Raw genomic sequence first — 15,591 nt, 5'->3', positions numbered from 1 at the left:
GGCGTCCCACGACATTCCGATCGGCGCGACGCAGGTGAGCCTCGCTCAGATGAGCGAGCGCTCGCGCGAGATTTTCCGCCAAATCGTGGAAAGCTATCTCGCAACCGGCGAGCCGGTGGGTTCGCGCAACGTGTCCCGGTTGCTGCAGGTCTCGCTCTCCCCGGCCTCGGTCCGCAACGTGATGTCGGATCTGGAACAGCTCGGTCTGATCTATGCGCCGCATACGTCGGCTGGCCGTCTGCCGACCGAGATCGGCCTGCGCTTCTTCGTCGATGCGCTGCTGGAAATCGGCGACATCAACGAGAAGGACCGCCGTTCAATCGAGGCGCAGATCGCGTCCTCCGGCAAGACCGTGGAGGGCGTGCTCACGCAGGCCTCCGGCTTGCTCTCTGGCCTGACCCGGGCAGCCGGCGTCGTGCTCACGACCAAATCCAATGTGCGGCTCAAGCATATCGAATTCGTGCGGCTTGAGCCGGAGCGGGCGCTCGTCGTGCTCGTGTCCGAGGATGGTCAGGTCGAGAACCGCATCCTGAATGTGCCAGCCGGCCTGCCCACGTCGGCGCTTACGGAAGCGACGAATTTTCTGAATGCCCGCAGCCGCGGCAAGACCTTGTCGGAAGCGAAGGCCGAACTCGAGCGCGCACTCGAAGCCAGCCGCGCCGAACTGGACCAATTGACTCAGAAAATTGTCGAGGCCGGTCTGGCAAACTGGTCCGGCGGCGGCAATGACGAACGCAAGCTGATCGTGCGCGGGCAGGCGCATTTACTCGAAGATCTCAGAGCGCTGGAAGACCTCGAACGGGTGCGGCTGCTGTTTGACGATCTGGAGACGCGGCGGGAAGTCATCGATCTACTCGGCCGCGCGGAACTTGCAGAGGGTGTGCGGATTTTCATTGGGTCTGAGAACAAATTGTTCTCGCTCTCGGGTTCCTCCACCATCATGGCGCCCTATTCGGATTCGACCGGGCGTGTGGTTGGGGTTCTGGGGGTGATCGGCCCGACCCGGCTGAATTATGCGCGGGTCATACCCATGGTCGATTACACCGCGCGAATAGTGTCCAAACTCCTGAGCGGCTAAAAACCTTGATTTTTCCGGCCGTAATTCTGATATCGGGAACGCAAAACCTCCGAAATCGACGGATTTGAATGATGAACGATACGCCTCGGCCTGACGCCGCCGCGACCCCCACCGGGAATGACCAGGCTGCAGCGCCCGCCGAAACTGCGGTGGAGCCGCTTGTGGCGGCGCAGCAGGAGGCCGCCAGCCTGAAGGACAAGCTGCTGCGCGCCCTCGCGGACATGGAAAATCTCCGCCGCCGCACCGAGCGCGAGGTCGCCGATGCGCGGGCCTATGGCATTTCATCTTTTGCGCGCGACGTCCTCGGCGTGGCCGACAATATGCGCCGCGCGCTCGACGCAGTCGGTCCGGAATTGCGCGCCACTGCCGATGCCGGAATCAACGCCCTCATCGAGGGCGTTGAATTGACGGAGCGTGAACTGCTGAAGTCGCTGGAAAAGAACGGCATCAAGAAAATCGACCCGCTGGGCGAGAAGTTCGACCCCAATATCCATCAGGCGATGTACGAAGTGCCTGATGCGTCCGTGCCCGCGGGCAGTGTCGTGCAGGTCGTGCAGCCCGGCTACCTGATCGGCGAACGGGTCTTGCGGCCTGCCATGGTCGGGGTTTCCAAGGGCGGTCCGAAAACGGCGCCCGCCGCCGACAACAATGTCAGCGCGCAAGGCCCGGCGGCGGACTGACCGGTCATTTTCAACTTAGCGGTTCTCGATGCCGTCGCGCACCGCGCGAAAGCGCGGGAAGTCGTCCGCCCATTTCTCCTTCGGTGTGATGGCGACAAGGCGGACGAAACCCTGACGTCCGAAGCGGATCCACTGCACCAGCATCATGTCCCCGCCGGTCTTTTCGTATTTTCCTTCCAGTCGCAATTCGTAGACATATTGATTGCGCAGACGAAGCTGCTCGGCAAAGACGATCTTCAAATCCTTGTAGCCCTGGATACCGCGCAACAACTGCTCAGAGAACTTGCGGCGCTCGTCGGCCTCGTCGGGCATGGTTGCCGGCGCGGCCGAAAGCGTAATGAACGGCTTGTCGGTGGGTTCGACATTGCCGAGCGGGACTTCGCTGAGCAGCACGGCGCGGCCGGGAACCAGCGAGCGCACCGTGGTGAAGCCGGCGAGATCATTGAGCTTGAACGGCAGCATGCTCAAAGTTTCCTCGCCGGGAATCTCGCTTCGCAGCGTGACCGTGGACAGCGCCTTTCTGATCGCTTCGTCCGAATAGGCGGCTTTGGCGTCCTCGGGCACCTGCGCCGTCACAACAAAAGCCATGGTGAGACCGAGCTTTTCGCTCGAAATGGTCTGCCGCGTGACCAGGAGCCATTTGCGAAATTTCTTGCCCGCCGCTTCCTGATCTCCGACAACGACATGTGCGCCGCCGCCCTGTGTGATTAGGATTTCCCGTTTGGCATTGCTGACCCCGGGGACGTTGATCTCGCCGCGGGTCATCGATTGCAGAAAGGCTTCATAGGCCGGCGCCGGCAGTTCGTTGAGCTGAATTGAAACATTGTGCTCGCGATCCTCGAAGCCGGGAAATGTCTGACTTGCGGTCATGCCTTGCGGCGGCACCAGTCCGACATGGGAGCCGCGCGGGAAGACCGGCTCATCGGCGAGTACGGTGCCCGTCGCGAGACAGAAAATGGCGATGGTTGTCGAGACGATGCAGATTTGTGAGCGGACGCGCCTCGCGATGCGATAAGAAGCCATGAATTGACGCGGGGCCCGCGGGGACCGGATGCTCGATACGTTCATCACCATTCTCGATTTCCTGGGCGTGGCGGTTTTCGCCGTGACCGGCGCACTGGTCGCCTCGCGCAAGCAGATGGATGTTGTCGGGTTTGCCCTGCTGGCAACGGTGACCGGCATCGGCGGGGGCACCTTACGCGATCTGATCCTCGGAATACCAGTCTTCTGGGTACAGAAGCCGGTCTATGTCGGGGTCTGTCTGGCTGTGGCGGTCATTGCATTCTTCACGGCCCATATTCCGCAATCCCGCTACCGTCTGCTGTTGCAGCTCGATGCCGTGGGGCTGTCCTTCTTCTGCGTGGTTGGGGCGGAGGTCGCGCTCGCGGCCGGCGCCGGGCCATTTATCGCCATCATCATGGGCGTGATGACGGCCACATTCGGCGGCATCATGCGGGATATTCTCGGCGGGGAAGTGCCCATCATCCTGCGCAAGGAAATTTATGCGACTGCGGCGCTTGCCGGAGCCTGTGTTTTCACGGCCCTGGCAGTCTGGGGCGGGCTGGGAATTGCGGCAACTCTGGCGGGCTTTCTGGCCTGCTTCGTTATCCGCGCCATGGCGCTGCGGAGGGGTTGGTCACTGCCGCCCTACCGGGCCCGGCCGGGCCGTCGTCCCGATGAATTAGGCCTCTGAGAGGGCGGCCATCCGCCATAGCTTGATGCCAGGTTAACGAATCCGGCGTATGGGCCATCATCGCCAGGCGGACTGGCGTGGAGGCCGGGTGCCCAAATGCCTTGCGACCCAAGTGGCCTCTCCTATATGAGCCATGACGCCGCAGGGCTGCGGCGTCGTATCAGATTAGGGGGTCGGAAGAGGACGCGCCGGGCAAGGCCTGCGCCTCGTCGTCTATCCGGGTGCCGGCTTCAGGGCCCGGCCGATCTGCCTGAAAGAGAGGAACAGAGATATGGCTAAGGTCATTGGTATCGACCTCGGCACCACCAATTCGTGCGTGGCCGTGATGGAAGGCAAGACCCCCCGCGTGATCGAGAACGCGGAAGGCATGCGGACCACGCCATCGATCGTCGCATTCACCGACGACGGCGAGCGCCTGGTGGGCCAGCCTGCAAAGCGTCAGGCGGTCACCAACCCTGAAAAAACGATTTTCGCAGTCAAGCGCCTGATCGGACGGCGCTACGACGATCCGACGGTCGAGAAGGACAAGAAGCTTGTCCCCTACAAGATCGTCAAGGCTGGCAACGGCGACGCCTGGGTCGAGGTCGACGGCAAGACCTATTCTCCGTCGCAGATCTCCGCATTCATTCTGCAGAAGATGAAGGAGACGGCGGAGGCCAATCTCGGCCAGAAGGTCGAGCAGGCAGTCATCACCGTTCCCGCCTACTTCAACGACGCGCAGCGCCAGGCGACCAAGGACGCCGGCAAGATTGCGGGTCTCGAAGTTCTGCGCATCATCAACGAGCCGACGGCAGCCGCGCTCGCTTACGGTCTCGACAAGGAGAAGCAGGGCACCATCGCGGTCTACGACCTCGGCGGAGGCACCTTCGATATCTCCATTCTCGAAATCGGCGATGGCGTGTTCGAGGTGAAGTCCACGAACGGTGACACGTTCCTGGGCGGCGAAGACTTCGACATGCGGCTGGTCGAATATCTCGCGGCCGAGTTTAAGAAAGAACAAGGCATCGATCTCACCAAGGACAAGCTCGCCTTGCAGCGGCTGAAGGAAGCCGCCGAGAAGGCGAAGATCGAGCTGTCGTCCACGACGCAGACCGAAATCAATCTGCCCTTCATCACGGCCGACCAGACTGGTCCGAAGCATCTGACCATGAAGCTCACCCGCGCCAAGTTCGAGGCGCTGGTCGATGACCTCATCCAGCGGACGGTCGAGCCGTGCCGAAAGGCGCTGCAGGATGCCGGCCTGTCGGCGGGCGAGATCAACGAAGTTGTTCTTGTCGGCGGCATGATCCGCATGCCGAAGGTCCAGGAAGTCGTGAAGCAGTTCTTCGGCAAGGAGCCGCACAAGGGCGTCAATCCGGACGAGGTGGTCGCGATCGGTGCGGCGATCCAGGCCGGCGTGCTGCAGGGCGATGTCAAGGACGTGCTGCTCCTCGACGTGACCCCGCTGTCGCTCGGCATCGAGACGCTGGGCGGCGTGTTCACCCGCCTGATCGACCGCAACACCACGATCCCGACCAAGAAGTCGCAAGTCTTCTCCACCGCCGACGACAACCAGGGCGCGGTGACGATCCGCGTCTTCCAGGGCGAGCGCGAGATGGCGGCCGACAATAAGCTGCTCGGCCAGTTTGATCTCGTCGGCATTCCCCCGGCGCCGCGCGGCGTGCCGCAGATCGAAGTCACCTTCGACATCGACGCCAACGGCATTGTCAATGTCCATGCCAAGGACAAGGGCACCGGCAAGGAACAGCAGATTCGCATCCAAGCGTCGGGCGGCCTGTCCGAAGCCGACATCGACAAGATGGTCAAGGACGCGGAAGCGCACGCCGAGGAGGACAAGAAGCGCAAGGCCGCAGTCGAAGCGAAGAACCATGCCGAAGCTCTGGTGCATTCCACGGAGAAGGCCTTGTCGGAGCATGGCGCGAAAGTCGGCGAGCAGGAGCGTCGCGCCATCGAGAATGCGCTGGCCGACCTGAAGGAAGCGCTAAAGGGCGATGATGCCGACGCGATCAGCGCCAAGGCCAATACCCTGGCGCAGGCTTCGATGAAGCTCGGCGAAGCCATGTACAAGGCTCAGCAGGAGGGCGGCGATAGCGGCGCCTCCGGCGATGCCGGTGCCAAGAAAGATGACGTGGTCGACGCGGAATTCACCGAAGTCGACGACGACAAGAAGAAATCAGCCTGATGTTTCGCCGTGAGGCGCGCATGCTATACGGCCTAAGCAACAGACAGACCCTCGGGTTCGTCCCGGGGGTCTGTCTGTCCTGGACGGATAAGAACTGACGGCGGATCATGTCGAAGCGCTGCTACTACGAAACACTCGGTGTTTCCCGCACCGTCAGCGAAAGCGAGCTGAAGAGCGCCTATCGCAAGCTCGCGATGCAATGGCATCCGGATCGCAATCCCGGCGACAAGGATTGCGAGCACAAGTTCAAGGAAATCAACGAAGCTTATGATGTCCTGAAGGACGGCGACAAGCGCGCCGCCTATGACCGTTTTGGTCATGCCGCATTCGAGCACGGCAACGGCGCCAGCGCGCATGGTTTCGGGGCTGATTTCGGCTCCGCTTTCTCCGATATCTTCGAAGGCATTTTTGGCATGGGCGGCGGGCGTCGCGCCTCCGGCCGCGAGCGCGGCGCTGATCTGCGCTATAATATGGAGATCACCCTGGAAGACGCCTATCTTGGCAAGACCGCCGAGGTGCGCATTCCGACATCAGTGACGTGCGAAACCTGCTCCGGCACCGGCGCCAAGCCCGGCAGCAAGCCGAAAGCCTGTCCGCATTGCGGTGGTGCTGGAAAGATCCGTCACGCGCAGGGCTTCTTCACCCTGGAGCGCACATGTCCGGGCTGCCATGGTCGCGGACAAGTTATCGAGGATCCGTGTAAATCCTGCTCCGGTTCCGGCCGCGTCACCCGCGAGCGGACGCTGTCAGTGAATATTCCGGCCGGCGTCGAGGACGGCACGCGCATTCGTCTTGCTGGCGAAGGCGAGGCCGGCTTGCGCGGCGGACCGCCGGGCGATCTCTACATCTTCCTCTCGTTAGCGAGCCACGATCTGTTCCAGCGCGATGGTGCTGACCTGCATTGCCGGGTGCCCGTGTCCATGGTGACGGCGGCCTTGGGCGGGGAATTCGAGGTTCCTACCATCGATAATTCCAAGAGCCGGGTGAAAATACCGGCGGGAGCCCAGTCCGGCCGGCGTTTCCGGCTGCAGGGTAAGGGGATGCCGGTCCTGCGCTCCAAACAGACTGGGGACATGTACGTGCAGGTTGTGGTGGAAACACCGCAGAATTTGACCAAGAAACAGCGCGAATTGCTGGCGGAGTTTGAAAAATTATCCTCCAAGGAAACTCAGCCTGAATCCGTGAGTTTCTTCTCGCGCGTCAAAGATCTTTTCGACGGGCTGGGCTCGCGCGGAACTGTCACCTGACCCGGACTGCTTGACCCCGAGCCGCCCTCCCTATACCGATTATTGCTTGGGCGGATCATAATAGCTTCACAAAACCATAGCCGTCGAACCATGCGTCTCCAGCCAAGCGTTGCCGAAAAAAAGGGCCTGCGTCTTGATGATGAGGTCCGGTTCATTCGTTCCTGGCTGGAAAAGCCGCTGTCGATCGGCGCAGTGACGCCGTCCGGACGTTTCCTGGCGCGCACCATGGCTCGCTATGTCGACACCAATTCACCTGGGCCGGTGATCGAACTCGGACCGGGCACTGGACCGGTGACGGAGGCTCTGGTCGAGCGCGGCGTCGATCCGGCGCGTCTGGTGCTTGTCGAATTCAATCCGGTTTTCTGCCGCCTGCTGCGTTCGCGCTATCCGGAAGCGACGGTGGTGCAGGGCGACGCCTACAGCCTCAAGCGTCTTCTCGAAAGCTTGCTGAAGGAGCCAGCCGCAGCCGTGGTATCCGGTCTGCCGCTGTTGACCAAGCCGGTGAAGACGCGGCTGCGCCTGATCAACGACGCCTTCGCGCTGCTGCACCGTGAGGCGCCCTTCATCCAGTTCACCTATTCGATGACCACGCCACCGATCCCGAAGGGCCTGTCCGGCGTGAAAACGGAAGCCTCCGAGCGCATCTGGATGAATCTGCCGCCCGCCCGCGTGTGGATTTACCGCAAAGGTTGATACTCATCCAAATTGTGGTTTCTATCGTCATGCCCGCACGTGTTGCGGGCATCCACGTCTTTGCGGCCGCAAAGCAGCGGAGCCGTGGATGGCGCCCGAGGCCGGGCTCGCTCGCCTTCGGTAAGGATGGATGCACAGGTCGGATATTATCCGACTTGTGCTGACAAGCCCGGCCATGAGGAAATCGCGCATCTGCTATTGGAAGCGTTCTCGGAGCCCCGATGCCCATCCCAAGAATCCTTGTCTTCGCCGGCTCGATCCGCACTGGTTCATTCAACGCACGGCTGGCGGCGAATGCCGCCAAGCAACTGGCCCTGCTCGAGGCAGAGGTGACCCATATCTCGCTCGCCGATTATCCGATGCCGCTTTACGACGCCGATCTGGAAGCGCGTTCCGGACAGCCGGAAAATGCGATCAAGTTGAAACAGCTTTTCATGGCGCATGGCGGCATCTTCATCGCCAGCCCCGAATACAACGCGTCGATCACACCGCTTCTGAAAAATACGCTGGACTGGATTTCGCGTGTACGCGAGGGCCGCGAGTCCCCGCTCGCTGCCTACAAGGATCGCGTCTTCGCGCTCGGCGGCGCATCCAACGGCAATTACGGCGCCATGCGCTCGTTGCTGGCTCTTCGCCAAGTCCTGGAAATCGGTTGCGGGGCGCTGGTCATCCCCGATCAGATCGCGGTGCCGCGCGCCGCCGACGCCTACGACGAGAATGACAATCTGAAGGACGAGCAGACGATGAATCGGCTCAAGGGCGTATTGCAGCGCCTCATCGATGTGACGAGGCAACTGGCATGACGCAGCAATTTTCCATCGATCCGCGGGACCGTCTGATCCTCGCCATCGACAAGCCGACAATGACGGAAGCGGAGCGCCTCGTCGCGCAGGTCGGCGACGCGGTCGGTGTATTCAAGATTGGCTATCATCTCGCTTTTGCCGGCGGCCTTGATCTCGCACGCGACCTCGTGAGCGCCGGCAAGAAGGTCTTCATCGACATGAAGCTGCACGATATCGACAACACTGTCGCCAAGGGTGCGGAAAGCATCGCAAGGCTCGGCGCGACGTTTCTCACGGTGCATGCTTATCCGAAGACCATGGCCGCCGCGCTGGAAGGCAGCCGCGGCTCGGACCTGAAGATCCTCGCGGTGACGATCCTCACCTCCTACAACGACGACGATGTGCGCGAGGCGGGACTCACCGGTACGGTGTCGGAGCAGGTCTCGCGCCGCGCCAGAAAAGCGAGTGAGCTTGGCATTCACGGCCTCGTCTGCTCGCCGGAGGAAGCAGCGATGCTGCGCCCGCTGGTCGGATCGCGACTTCTCGTCACGCCGGGAATCCGCCCTGCTGGTGCCGAAGCCGGCGACCAGAAGCGCATCATGACGCCGGCCAAGGCGATGGCCGCGGGCGCCGACTATCTTGTGGTCGGGCGTCCGATTACGGAAGCTGCCGATCCGAAGGCCGCAGCAGATGCGATCGTCGCTGAAATCAGCGCCGCCAGGACCGTGTAACGAAAACTCACCGGAGAGAGTGATGGCAAAGGGCTACTGGATCGCCAGTCTCAACATCAACGATCAGGCCGCCTATGACGAATACCGCAGCCGCAACGCCATAGCCTTCGCGAAGCACGGCGGCAAATTCCTGGTGCGCGGCGGGCCGCACGAAACGCCGATCGGCGCTTCCCGCAAGCACAATGTGGTGCTCGAATTCCCCACCCACGAGGCGGCGCTCGCCTGCTACAGATCGCCGGAATATCAGGACGCTTCGCAATACCTGAAGAAGGGCTGCGAGGTCGATCTGGTCATCATTGCTGGCTATGACGGACCACAGCCCTAGCCGTCGTTCCGGGGCGCCCGCAGAAGCGCGTAGCGTGAAGGCGGGCAACCCGGAATCCGAGGAGGAATGCCGACTTTCCTTCTGGATTCCGGGTCTCGCGCCGTAAACGGCGCTCGCCCGGAATGACCAGGCCGTGTATATCCGCGCCCAGTCAGGAGAACATCCATGTCCGACATGCGGCTTGCAGTTGCCGGCGCCGGCGGGCGTATGGGGCGCGCACTGATCCAGGCGATTGCCGCCGGCAAGGGGGCGGTGCTCGCAGGCGCGCTGGAGCAGGCGGGCTCCCCGCTGATCGGCCGCGATTCCGGTGAACTTGCCGGCCTTGGCCCAAACGGCATCAAGCTGACATCTGACGCGATGGCGCTGGCGGCGCAGGCCGACGGCATCATCGACTTCACGATCCCCAAGGCCAGCGTCGCACTCGCGGCTGTCACGGCCAAGGCCGGCATCGTACATGTCATCGGCACGACGGGATTTTCGGCGGCGGAGGAACACGCGATCAAGACTGCTTCGTCGAAAGCCATCATCGTCAAGTCCGGCAACATGAGCCTCGGCGTCAATCTGCTGGCGGCTCTGGTCAAGCGCGTGGCAAAGACGCTCGATGACGAATTTGATATCGAGATCGTCGAGATGCATCATAACAAGAAGATCGATGCGCCGTCCGGCACCGCGCTCTTGCTCGGTCAGGCGGCGGCGGCGGGACGCGGCGTCGATCTCAGCCAGAAGAAAGGTGCCGCCCGCGACGGCCATACCGGCGCACGCAAGCCCGGTGATATCGGCTTTGCCTCGCTGCGCGGCGGCACCGTGGTCGGCGAGCATAACGTGATTTTCGCAGGTCCTGCCGAACGTATCGAGCTCGGTCATCGCGCTGAGGATCGCATGATCTTCGCCCGCGGCGCGGTGAAGGCGGCGCTCTGGGCGCGCGGGCAGAAGCCCGGGCTCTATTCGATGGCCGATGTGCTGGGGCTGGGGGATTTTTGAATCGATCCGTCATCTTGTCGCGGCCCTCGAAGGATGATGGCCGTCGTCCTTCAAGGACCTTGCTTCAAGGCCGCCTCAGGGTGACGGATCAATAGCTGAAGCTAGGAACCGAAAGAATGTCCGATCGTCTTCTCGTACTTGTCCGCCACGGCCAAAGCGAATGGAATCTCAAGAACCTCTTCACCGGCTGGCGCGACGTCGATCTCACGCCGCAAGGCGTCGCCGAAGCGAAGGAAGCCGGTCGCAAGCTCAAGGCGCAGGGACTTGTCTTCGACATCGCCTTCACCTCCGCGCTCAAGCGGGCGCAGAACACGCTTGATCTGCTGCTCACGGAAATGGGCCAGACCAACATTCCGATCATCAAGGACCAGGCGCTGAACGAGCGCGACTATGGCGATCTCTCGGGCCTGAACAAGGATGACGCCCGCAAGAAATGGGGAGAGGAGCAGGTTCATATCTGGCGCCGCTCCTACGACGTCGCCCCGCCCGGGGGCGAATCCCTGCGCGACACGCTGGCGCGCACGCTGCCTTACTATGTGCAGGAGATTCTGCCCTGCGTGCTGCGCGGCGAGCGCACCATCATCGCCGCGCATGGCAATTCGCTGCGAGCGCTGGTGATGGTGCTGGAGAAGCTTTCGCCTGAAGGAATTCTCAAGCGCGAGATTTCGACCGGCGTTCCCATCATCTACCGGCTCAATGCCGACGCGACTGTCGCGTCCAAGCTCGATCTGGCCGCGTAACCGCGCATTTACGCTGTCCATTAAGCCTACCGGGTAAACTTAAAACCTTCGGCTTGTTGAAGCCGAAAGCGCTCATGCCGTCTAACACTCGGCATGAGATGTGTTGCGTGCGTGCTTTCATTCATCGCTTTCACCGGACTTGCTTCTGTCGCACGGGCGAATGTCGATCGTCCGCCACAATTCATCGCCATCGCCTTCGACAATTGCACCGAGCTTGAGCGTTGGCAGGAATTGTCGGACTTCGCTGCCGAGATGAATCGCGACGGCGACCGTATTCATTTCACATTTTTCGTCAGTGCGGTGAATTTCATCGCAAGCCAGAATCGCAATGTCTATGAAGGGCCGCGCCGGCCGCGCGGCGCCTCCAGCATCAGTTTCGGCGGCGCGCCCGCGGACGTGAAGCGTCGCGTGGATTATGTAAACACGTTGCATGCAGCGGGGCACGAGATCGCGTCGCATGCCGTGGGCCATTTTGACGGACGTAGCTGGTCGCAGGCGGAATGGGAGAAGGAATTCCGTTCGTTCGACGCGGTATTGAACAATATTGCGCAGAACAACGGCTTCGCCGCGGACGTGAAGGTCGCGTTTGCCGTTTCCGATATCGTTGGCTTTCGCGCTCCGTATCTGGCGACCAGCGCCGGGCTTTATGCGGTGCTGAAGGAACGGAAATTCCGCTACGACACCAGTGGCAACAGTGCCGCCGATGCCTGGCCGGATAAGATCGACGGCGTCTGGCGTTTCAATCTGGCGCGGCTGAAGCTCGCCAATTCCAGTCGCGCCACCCTGTCCATGGACTACAATTTCTTTGTCGCGCAGTCGGGCGCGAAAGCCGATCCGCGCCGTCAGGCGTTCTTCCGCGACCAGATTGTGCAGGCCTATCTCGATTATTTCCGCGCCAATTACACCGGCAACCGCGCGCCGTTGCATATCGGGCATCACTTCTTCGATTATCAGGGCGGCGCCTACAAAGAGGCGCTGAAGACCTTTGCGCGGTCGGTCTGCGGGCTGCCAGAGGTGCGCTGCGTCACCTACAAGGCTCTGGCCGATTTCATGGACGGACTGAGCGCGGAGACGCTTGCGGATTATCGCAAGGGCCAGTTTGCCCGCGCAGCCGAGCCGGCGATTACAGTATCCGAACTGGCGCAGCCCTGATCCGTCATTCTAAGCGGGACCTCGAGGGATGGCGGCATTGTTGGCCATCTCGGCGTGACGGGTCATTGCTACGCCACCTGTCCCGCTTCCCATCCGAGCATGGCGCGCTTGCGCGTTAGGCCCCAATGATAGCCGGTGAGATCGCCGCTCTTGCCAATGACGCGATGGCACGGCACCACGAAGCAGATCGGGTTCTTGCCGACCGCGGCGCCGACGGCACGCGCGGCTTTCGGCGAGCAAACCCTTGCGGCGATGTCGGAATAGGTGCTGAAGCGCCCCATTGGAATCTTCAGCAGTGTCTCCCAGACGCGCACCTCAAAATCGGTGCCGATAAAGATGACGCGTAGCGGTTGGTCCGGCCGCCAGGTTTCCGGATCGAAGATTCGCCGAGCCACCGGCCCGGTCTGCACGGCATCCTCAACATAGATGGCGCGCGGCCAGCGCCGCTGCATGTCGCGCAACGCTGCCTGCTCTTCGCCGGCATCCGCTAACGCCAGGCCGCACAATCCGCGCGGCGTCGTCATAACGAGCGCCATGCCGAATGGCGAAGGATGGAAGCCGTAGGTTAGCGTGAGGCCTTCGCCACCAGCCTTCCACTCGCCCGGCGACATCGCTTCATGGGTTACGAACAGATCGTGCAACCGGCCCGGTCCCGACAGGCCGACCTCATAGGTCGCGTCGAGCACGCTGGCGGAATCGCGCAGGAGCTTACGCGCATGCTCAAGCGTCAGCGCCTGCAGGAAGGCCTTTGGCGTCAGGCCGGCCCAGCGTCTGAACAGATGGTGCAGTTCGGTAGGAGTGACACCGGCCGCCTCGGCGATGGCGTCGATCTCCGGTTGGTCACGCCAGGTGGTGCGGATATGCGCGATAGCGCGCCGTACCACGTCATAATCCTCGGCGGCTGCGCCGAGATCTGCGGGCGCGAGAATGCGGTCGGGGGAAAGCATGGCTGGCCTCGCTTGGTTCATGTCAGCCTTCCTCACTAGGACAGCCCGCCGGCCGAACCCACCCGTTTTCTGTCGGGCGCGGGCTATGTCAGGACGGTCCTGGTCGGACCGCGTCTTGCTTCGCTCAGAGCGGCGGTCAGGGCTGTGGAAAAGCTTTCTTTCTCGTCTGGGCTGAGAAAATGGCCGATGGAAAGGCGCCAGTCTCGCATCGTCAGGGCCAGCTTCAGGACGCCGAACTCCGCATGGGTCTCGCGCTCCAGCCTCACCCAGAGCGGATTAAGCGACCATTCCCGCATCACGCCCTTGGCGCTCACCTTGCGGATTTTCAGTTCCGACGCGGTCACCATGACCTGCTCGTATTCGGCCGCAGCGCGGTAATTCGCCTTGAACGCCCAATAGATCAGCAGCACGTTGAGACCAAAAATGCCGAAGACCGGCCACGCGCCCGCGATCACGAACACCATCCCGGCGACGAAGCTGATAGCGCTCACGATTGCCATCAGCACGATGAAGCCCTTGCGACTGAGTGAGCGGTGCGGGGTCAGGATCGCCGAAAACAATGTGGGTTCGGAATTCGGGTCGTTGTCTGGGTTCATGACCCCTAATATAGGGGAGAAATGGCACGAAAAACGACCGGGAACCGCAGAACGGCGAAAAAACCCAGCGCTGCACGCAAGATTGCGAAGAAACCGCTCGCGAGAAAACGCAAGGTCAAGCCGAAAACGCCCGCCCAGCAGGTGCGGGCGGATGTCAAAGCCCTGCACGGCGACATTCCGCCATGGACGCCGGCCGAGGTCGAGGAAGCCTTCCGGCGCTTTCATGAGGTCCAGCCGAAGCCCAAGGGCGAGTTGCAGCACATCAATGCCTTCACTCTGCTGGTCGCCGTGGTGCTGTCGGCGCAGGCGACCGATGCCGGAGTCAACAAGGCGACGCCGGCCTTGTTCGTGGCGGCCGATACGCCGCAGAAGATGGTGAAGCTCGGCGAAGAGAAGGTGCGCGACTATATCAAGACCATCGGCCTCTACCGTAACAAGGCGAAGAACGTCATCGCCTTGTCGGAGCGACTGATCGCCGAGCATGGCGGCGAGGTGCCGCGTGATCGCGCGGCACTGGAGTCCTTGCCCGGCGTCGGCCGCAAGACTGCGAACGTGGTGCTCAACATCGCCTTCGGTGAGCCGACCCTGGCGGTGGACACGCATGTCTTTCGCGTCGGTAACCGCACCGGTCTTGCGCCCGGCAAGACGCCGCTTGAGGTCGAGCTGAAGCTGCTTGAGGTCATTCCGCCGAAATACATGCTGCACGCGCACCATTGGCTGATCCTGCACGGGCGCTATACTTGCCTCGCCCGCAGGCCGCTCTGCGAGAGGTGTATCATCGCCGATCTGTGCAAGTGGCCCGGCAAGACCGTGCTGGCGGCATAGTTTTCTTCTCCCCGCCACGCGGGTGAAAAACGAGTCTACACCCTCGCTTCGATCAGTTCCGTCCTGTTACCGGACAACTTCTTGTGCGTGTGGACCATCAGCGCCATGCCGAAGAGCGGCGTCGCCAGATTCAGAATCGGGATCGACACGAAGGCCGCGATCAATAAGCCTGCCGTGAACACCGTGGTCTGATGCTGCTTGCGGAAGGCCCTGGCTTCCTCAGCCGGACGAAAGCGCATCGCCGCGAGTTCGAAATATTCTCGGCTCAGAAGATAAGCCGCAGCGAAGAACAGGATGAACAGGCCTGCGCCGGCGATGAACAGGAATGGCAACGCCAGAATATAGACGCCGATGGCAAGTAGCGCGGTCTTGATGCCGTGCATGGTCGCCGGCATGAGCGGCACCGCCTTGCCAAGCGGATCGGCGGGGTAATGAACGCGTTCAACCTGTTCGGCGATCTGGTCAACGAAGAAGCTGCCGACGAAGGCGGTCACCGCAGGCATCAGGAAGATGCCGCCGACGACGATGCCGAGCGTTGCAGCGATCGAGAGTATCCAGATCAGCCAGGAGAGCGGCGTGTAATAGGTCGGGGCGACCTGGCCTTCCACCCAGATCGTGCCATTGGCCGTCAGCCAGGACAGAAACTGATGCAGGCCCACGCCCAGCAGCACGATCAGGACAAGCGCCAGCAGCACGGCTTTGAGTAAGACCGAGCGGAATTCCGGCGAGAACATCTGCTGGATGGATTTGACGGCGGCGTCGATCATGGGCGGTCCCTGCGGTCGAGGCCGCAGAGGTAGCGATGGCCCGCCCTCTGCACAAGACCTTGGTCCGTGACCCTGAGGCGCCCGCGCGGAGCGCGGGCCTCAAAGGCCATGGGCGTATGTCAGGATGATTGATTAGCCGGCCTCTCGGAGGCTCGAGCTTCGCCCTCGCACC

Annotated in this window: 17 protein-coding genes; 13 read left to right on the top strand and 4 right to left on the bottom strand. The window is 62.0% G+C overall.

Translation table 11 applies throughout. The annotated features are described in order from the left end of the window. Positions 1-49 precede the first annotated feature (49 nt). Complete coding sequence (hrcA, locus tag RO009_08595; GenBank protein MDT3685088.1) at positions 50-1,078, top strand: heat-inducible transcriptional repressor HrcA; 1,029 nt, start codon at positions 50-52, stop codon at positions 1,076-1,078. 71 nt (positions 1,079-1,149) lie between these two features. Then, a complete protein-coding gene (grpE, locus tag RO009_08590; GenBank protein ID MDT3685087.1) occupies positions 1,150-1,758 on the top strand; it encodes a nucleotide exchange factor GrpE in 609 nt (202 codons plus the stop codon). A 15-nt stretch (positions 1,759-1,773) separates the two neighbouring features. On the opposite strand, the gene RO009_08585 is transcribed toward grpE, so the two are convergent. Further along, positions 1,774-2,781: a hypothetical protein gene (locus RO009_08585; protein ID MDT3685086.1), complete on the bottom strand. Its 1,008-nt coding sequence runs from the start codon at positions 2,779-2,781 to the stop codon at positions 1,774-1,776. Positions 2,782-2,809: 28 nt separating this feature from the next. On the opposite strand from RO009_08585, the gene RO009_08580 reads away from it, so the two are divergent. From RO009_08580 to RO009_08535, 10 genes are all read left to right on the top strand, one after another. After that, positions 2,810-3,451, top strand: coding sequence for a trimeric intracellular cation channel family protein (locus RO009_08580; protein MDT3685085.1), 642 nt, complete (start codon positions 2,810-2,812; stop codon positions 3,449-3,451). 271 nt (positions 3,452-3,722) lie between these two features. Then, positions 3,723-5,633, top strand: a complete 1,911-nt coding sequence (gene dnaK, locus RO009_08575) for a molecular chaperone DnaK (protein MDT3685084.1) — start codon at positions 3,723-3,725, stop codon at positions 5,631-5,633. 107 nt (positions 5,634-5,740) lie between these two features. Next, a complete protein-coding gene (dnaJ, locus tag RO009_08570; GenBank protein MDT3685083.1) occupies positions 5,741-6,880 on the top strand; it encodes a molecular chaperone DnaJ in 1,140 nt (379 codons plus the stop codon). Positions 6,881-6,970: 90 nt separating this feature from the next. Then, positions 6,971-7,573 carry a methyltransferase gene (locus tag RO009_08565; GenBank protein ID MDT3685082.1) on the top strand — a complete coding sequence of 201 codons (603 nt, stop codon included), beginning with the start codon at positions 6,971-6,973 and terminating at the stop codon, positions 7,571-7,573. Between the two features lie 221 nt (positions 7,574-7,794). Then, positions 7,795-8,376 (top strand): NAD(P)H-dependent oxidoreductase, encoded by a 582-nt coding sequence (locus tag RO009_08560; GenBank protein MDT3685081.1) that lies wholly within the window; start codon positions 7,795-7,797, stop codon positions 8,374-8,376. After that, on the top strand, positions 8,373-9,086 hold the full coding sequence (pyrF, locus tag RO009_08555) for an orotidine-5'-phosphate decarboxylase (protein MDT3685080.1): 714 nt from the start codon (positions 8,373-8,375) through the stop codon (positions 9,084-9,086). The genes RO009_08560 and pyrF overlap by 4 nt, the downstream gene beginning before the upstream one ends. A 22-nt stretch (positions 9,087-9,108) precedes the next feature. Then, positions 9,109-9,411: a DUF1330 domain-containing protein gene (locus tag RO009_08550; protein MDT3685079.1), complete on the top strand. Its 303-nt coding sequence runs from the start codon at positions 9,109-9,111 to the stop codon at positions 9,409-9,411. Positions 9,412-9,576: 165 nt separating this feature from the next. Further along, positions 9,577-10,392: a 4-hydroxy-tetrahydrodipicolinate reductase gene (gene dapB, locus RO009_08545; GenBank protein MDT3685078.1), complete on the top strand. Its 816-nt coding sequence runs from the start codon at positions 9,577-9,579 to the stop codon at positions 10,390-10,392. Between the two features lie 116 nt (positions 10,393-10,508). After that, positions 10,509-11,132, top strand: a complete 624-nt coding sequence (locus RO009_08540) for a 2,3-bisphosphoglycerate-dependent phosphoglycerate mutase (protein MDT3685077.1) — start codon at positions 10,509-10,511, stop codon at positions 11,130-11,132. Between the two features lie 111 nt (positions 11,133-11,243). Further along, the gene (locus RO009_08535; protein MDT3685076.1) at positions 11,244-12,284 is read left to right on the top strand and encodes a polysaccharide deacetylase family protein; all 1,041 of its coding nucleotides are present in this window, start codon (positions 11,244-11,246) and stop codon (positions 12,282-12,284) included. Between the two features lie 68 nt (positions 12,285-12,352). On the opposite strand, the gene RO009_08530 is transcribed toward RO009_08535, so the two are convergent. Both RO009_08530 and RO009_08525 read right to left on the bottom strand, forming a co-directional pair. Next, the gene (locus RO009_08530) at positions 12,353-13,231 is read right to left on the bottom strand and encodes a bifunctional helix-turn-helix domain-containing protein/methylated-DNA--[protein]-cysteine S-methyltransferase (protein ID MDT3685075.1); all 879 of its coding nucleotides are present in this window, start codon (positions 13,229-13,231) and stop codon (positions 12,353-12,355) included. Between the two features lie 83 nt (positions 13,232-13,314). After that, positions 13,315-13,827 carry a DUF2244 domain-containing protein gene (locus RO009_08525; GenBank protein MDT3685074.1) on the bottom strand — a complete coding sequence of 171 codons (513 nt, stop codon included), beginning with the start codon at positions 13,825-13,827 and terminating at the stop codon, positions 13,315-13,317. 21 nt (positions 13,828-13,848) lie between these two features. On the opposite strand from RO009_08525, the gene nth reads away from it, so the two are divergent. After that, positions 13,849-14,652: an endonuclease III gene (gene nth / locus RO009_08520; GenBank protein ID MDT3685073.1), complete on the top strand. Its 804-nt coding sequence runs from the start codon at positions 13,849-13,851 to the stop codon at positions 14,650-14,652. A gap of 35 nt (positions 14,653-14,687) precedes the next feature. Here the strand turns inward: nth and RO009_08515 are convergent, their stop codons facing one another. Further along, positions 14,688-15,419, bottom strand: coding sequence for a sulfate transporter family protein (locus RO009_08515; GenBank protein MDT3685072.1), 732 nt, complete (start codon positions 15,417-15,419; stop codon positions 14,688-14,690). Positions 15,420-15,591: the final 172 nt, after the last annotated feature.

The sequence above is a fragment of the Pseudorhodoplanes sp. genome (assembly GCA_032027085.1).
GTDB lineage: Bacteria > Pseudomonadota > Alphaproteobacteria > Rhizobiales > Xanthobacteraceae > Pseudorhodoplanes.
This window is presented reverse-complemented; position numbering and strand designations above follow the sequence as displayed.

What these genes read in the sequence shown, in the direction of transcription:
- dnaK (MDT3685084.1), top strand. Translation starts at nt 3,723, where the DNA reads ATGGCTAAGGTCATTGGTATCGACCTCGGCACCACCAATTCGTGCGTG.
- RO009_08530 (MDT3685075.1), bottom strand. Translation starts at nt 13,231, where the DNA reads ATGCTTTCCCCCGACCGCATTCTCGCGCCCGCAGATCTCGGCGCAGCC.
- RO009_08515 (MDT3685072.1), bottom strand. Translation starts at nt 15,419, where the DNA reads ATGATCGACGCCGCCGTCAAATCCATCCAGCAGATGTTCTCGCCGGAA.
- dapB (MDT3685078.1), top strand. Translation starts at nt 9,577, where the DNA reads ATGTCCGACATGCGGCTTGCAGTTGCCGGCGCCGGCGGGCGTATGGGG.
- grpE (MDT3685087.1), top strand. Translation starts at nt 1,150, where the DNA reads ATGAACGATACGCCTCGGCCTGACGCCGCCGCGACCCCCACCGGGAAT.
- nth (MDT3685073.1), top strand. Translation starts at nt 13,849, where the DNA reads ATGGCACGAAAAACGACCGGGAACCGCAGAACGGCGAAAAAACCCAGC.
- RO009_08565 (MDT3685082.1), top strand. Translation starts at nt 6,971, where the DNA reads ATGCGTCTCCAGCCAAGCGTTGCCGAAAAAAAGGGCCTGCGTCTTGAT.
- RO009_08560 (MDT3685081.1), top strand. Translation starts at nt 7,795, where the DNA reads ATGCCCATCCCAAGAATCCTTGTCTTCGCCGGCTCGATCCGCACTGGT.
- hrcA (MDT3685088.1), top strand. Translation starts at nt 50, where the DNA reads ATGAGCGAGCGCTCGCGCGAGATTTTCCGCCAAATCGTGGAAAGCTAT.
- RO009_08525 (MDT3685074.1), bottom strand. Translation starts at nt 13,827, where the DNA reads ATGAACCCAGACAACGACCCGAATTCCGAACCCACATTGTTTTCGGCG.
- RO009_08580 (MDT3685085.1), top strand. Translation starts at nt 2,810, where the DNA reads ATGCTCGATACGTTCATCACCATTCTCGATTTCCTGGGCGTGGCGGTT.
- RO009_08540 (MDT3685077.1), top strand. Translation starts at nt 10,509, where the DNA reads ATGTCCGATCGTCTTCTCGTACTTGTCCGCCACGGCCAAAGCGAATGG.
- RO009_08585 (MDT3685086.1), bottom strand. Translation starts at nt 2,781, where the DNA reads ATGGCTTCTTATCGCATCGCGAGGCGCGTCCGCTCACAAATCTGCATC.
- RO009_08550 (MDT3685079.1), top strand. Translation starts at nt 9,109, where the DNA reads ATGGCAAAGGGCTACTGGATCGCCAGTCTCAACATCAACGATCAGGCC.
- pyrF (MDT3685080.1), top strand. Translation starts at nt 8,373, where the DNA reads ATGACGCAGCAATTTTCCATCGATCCGCGGGACCGTCTGATCCTCGCC.
- dnaJ (MDT3685083.1), top strand. Translation starts at nt 5,741, where the DNA reads ATGTCGAAGCGCTGCTACTACGAAACACTCGGTGTTTCCCGCACCGTC.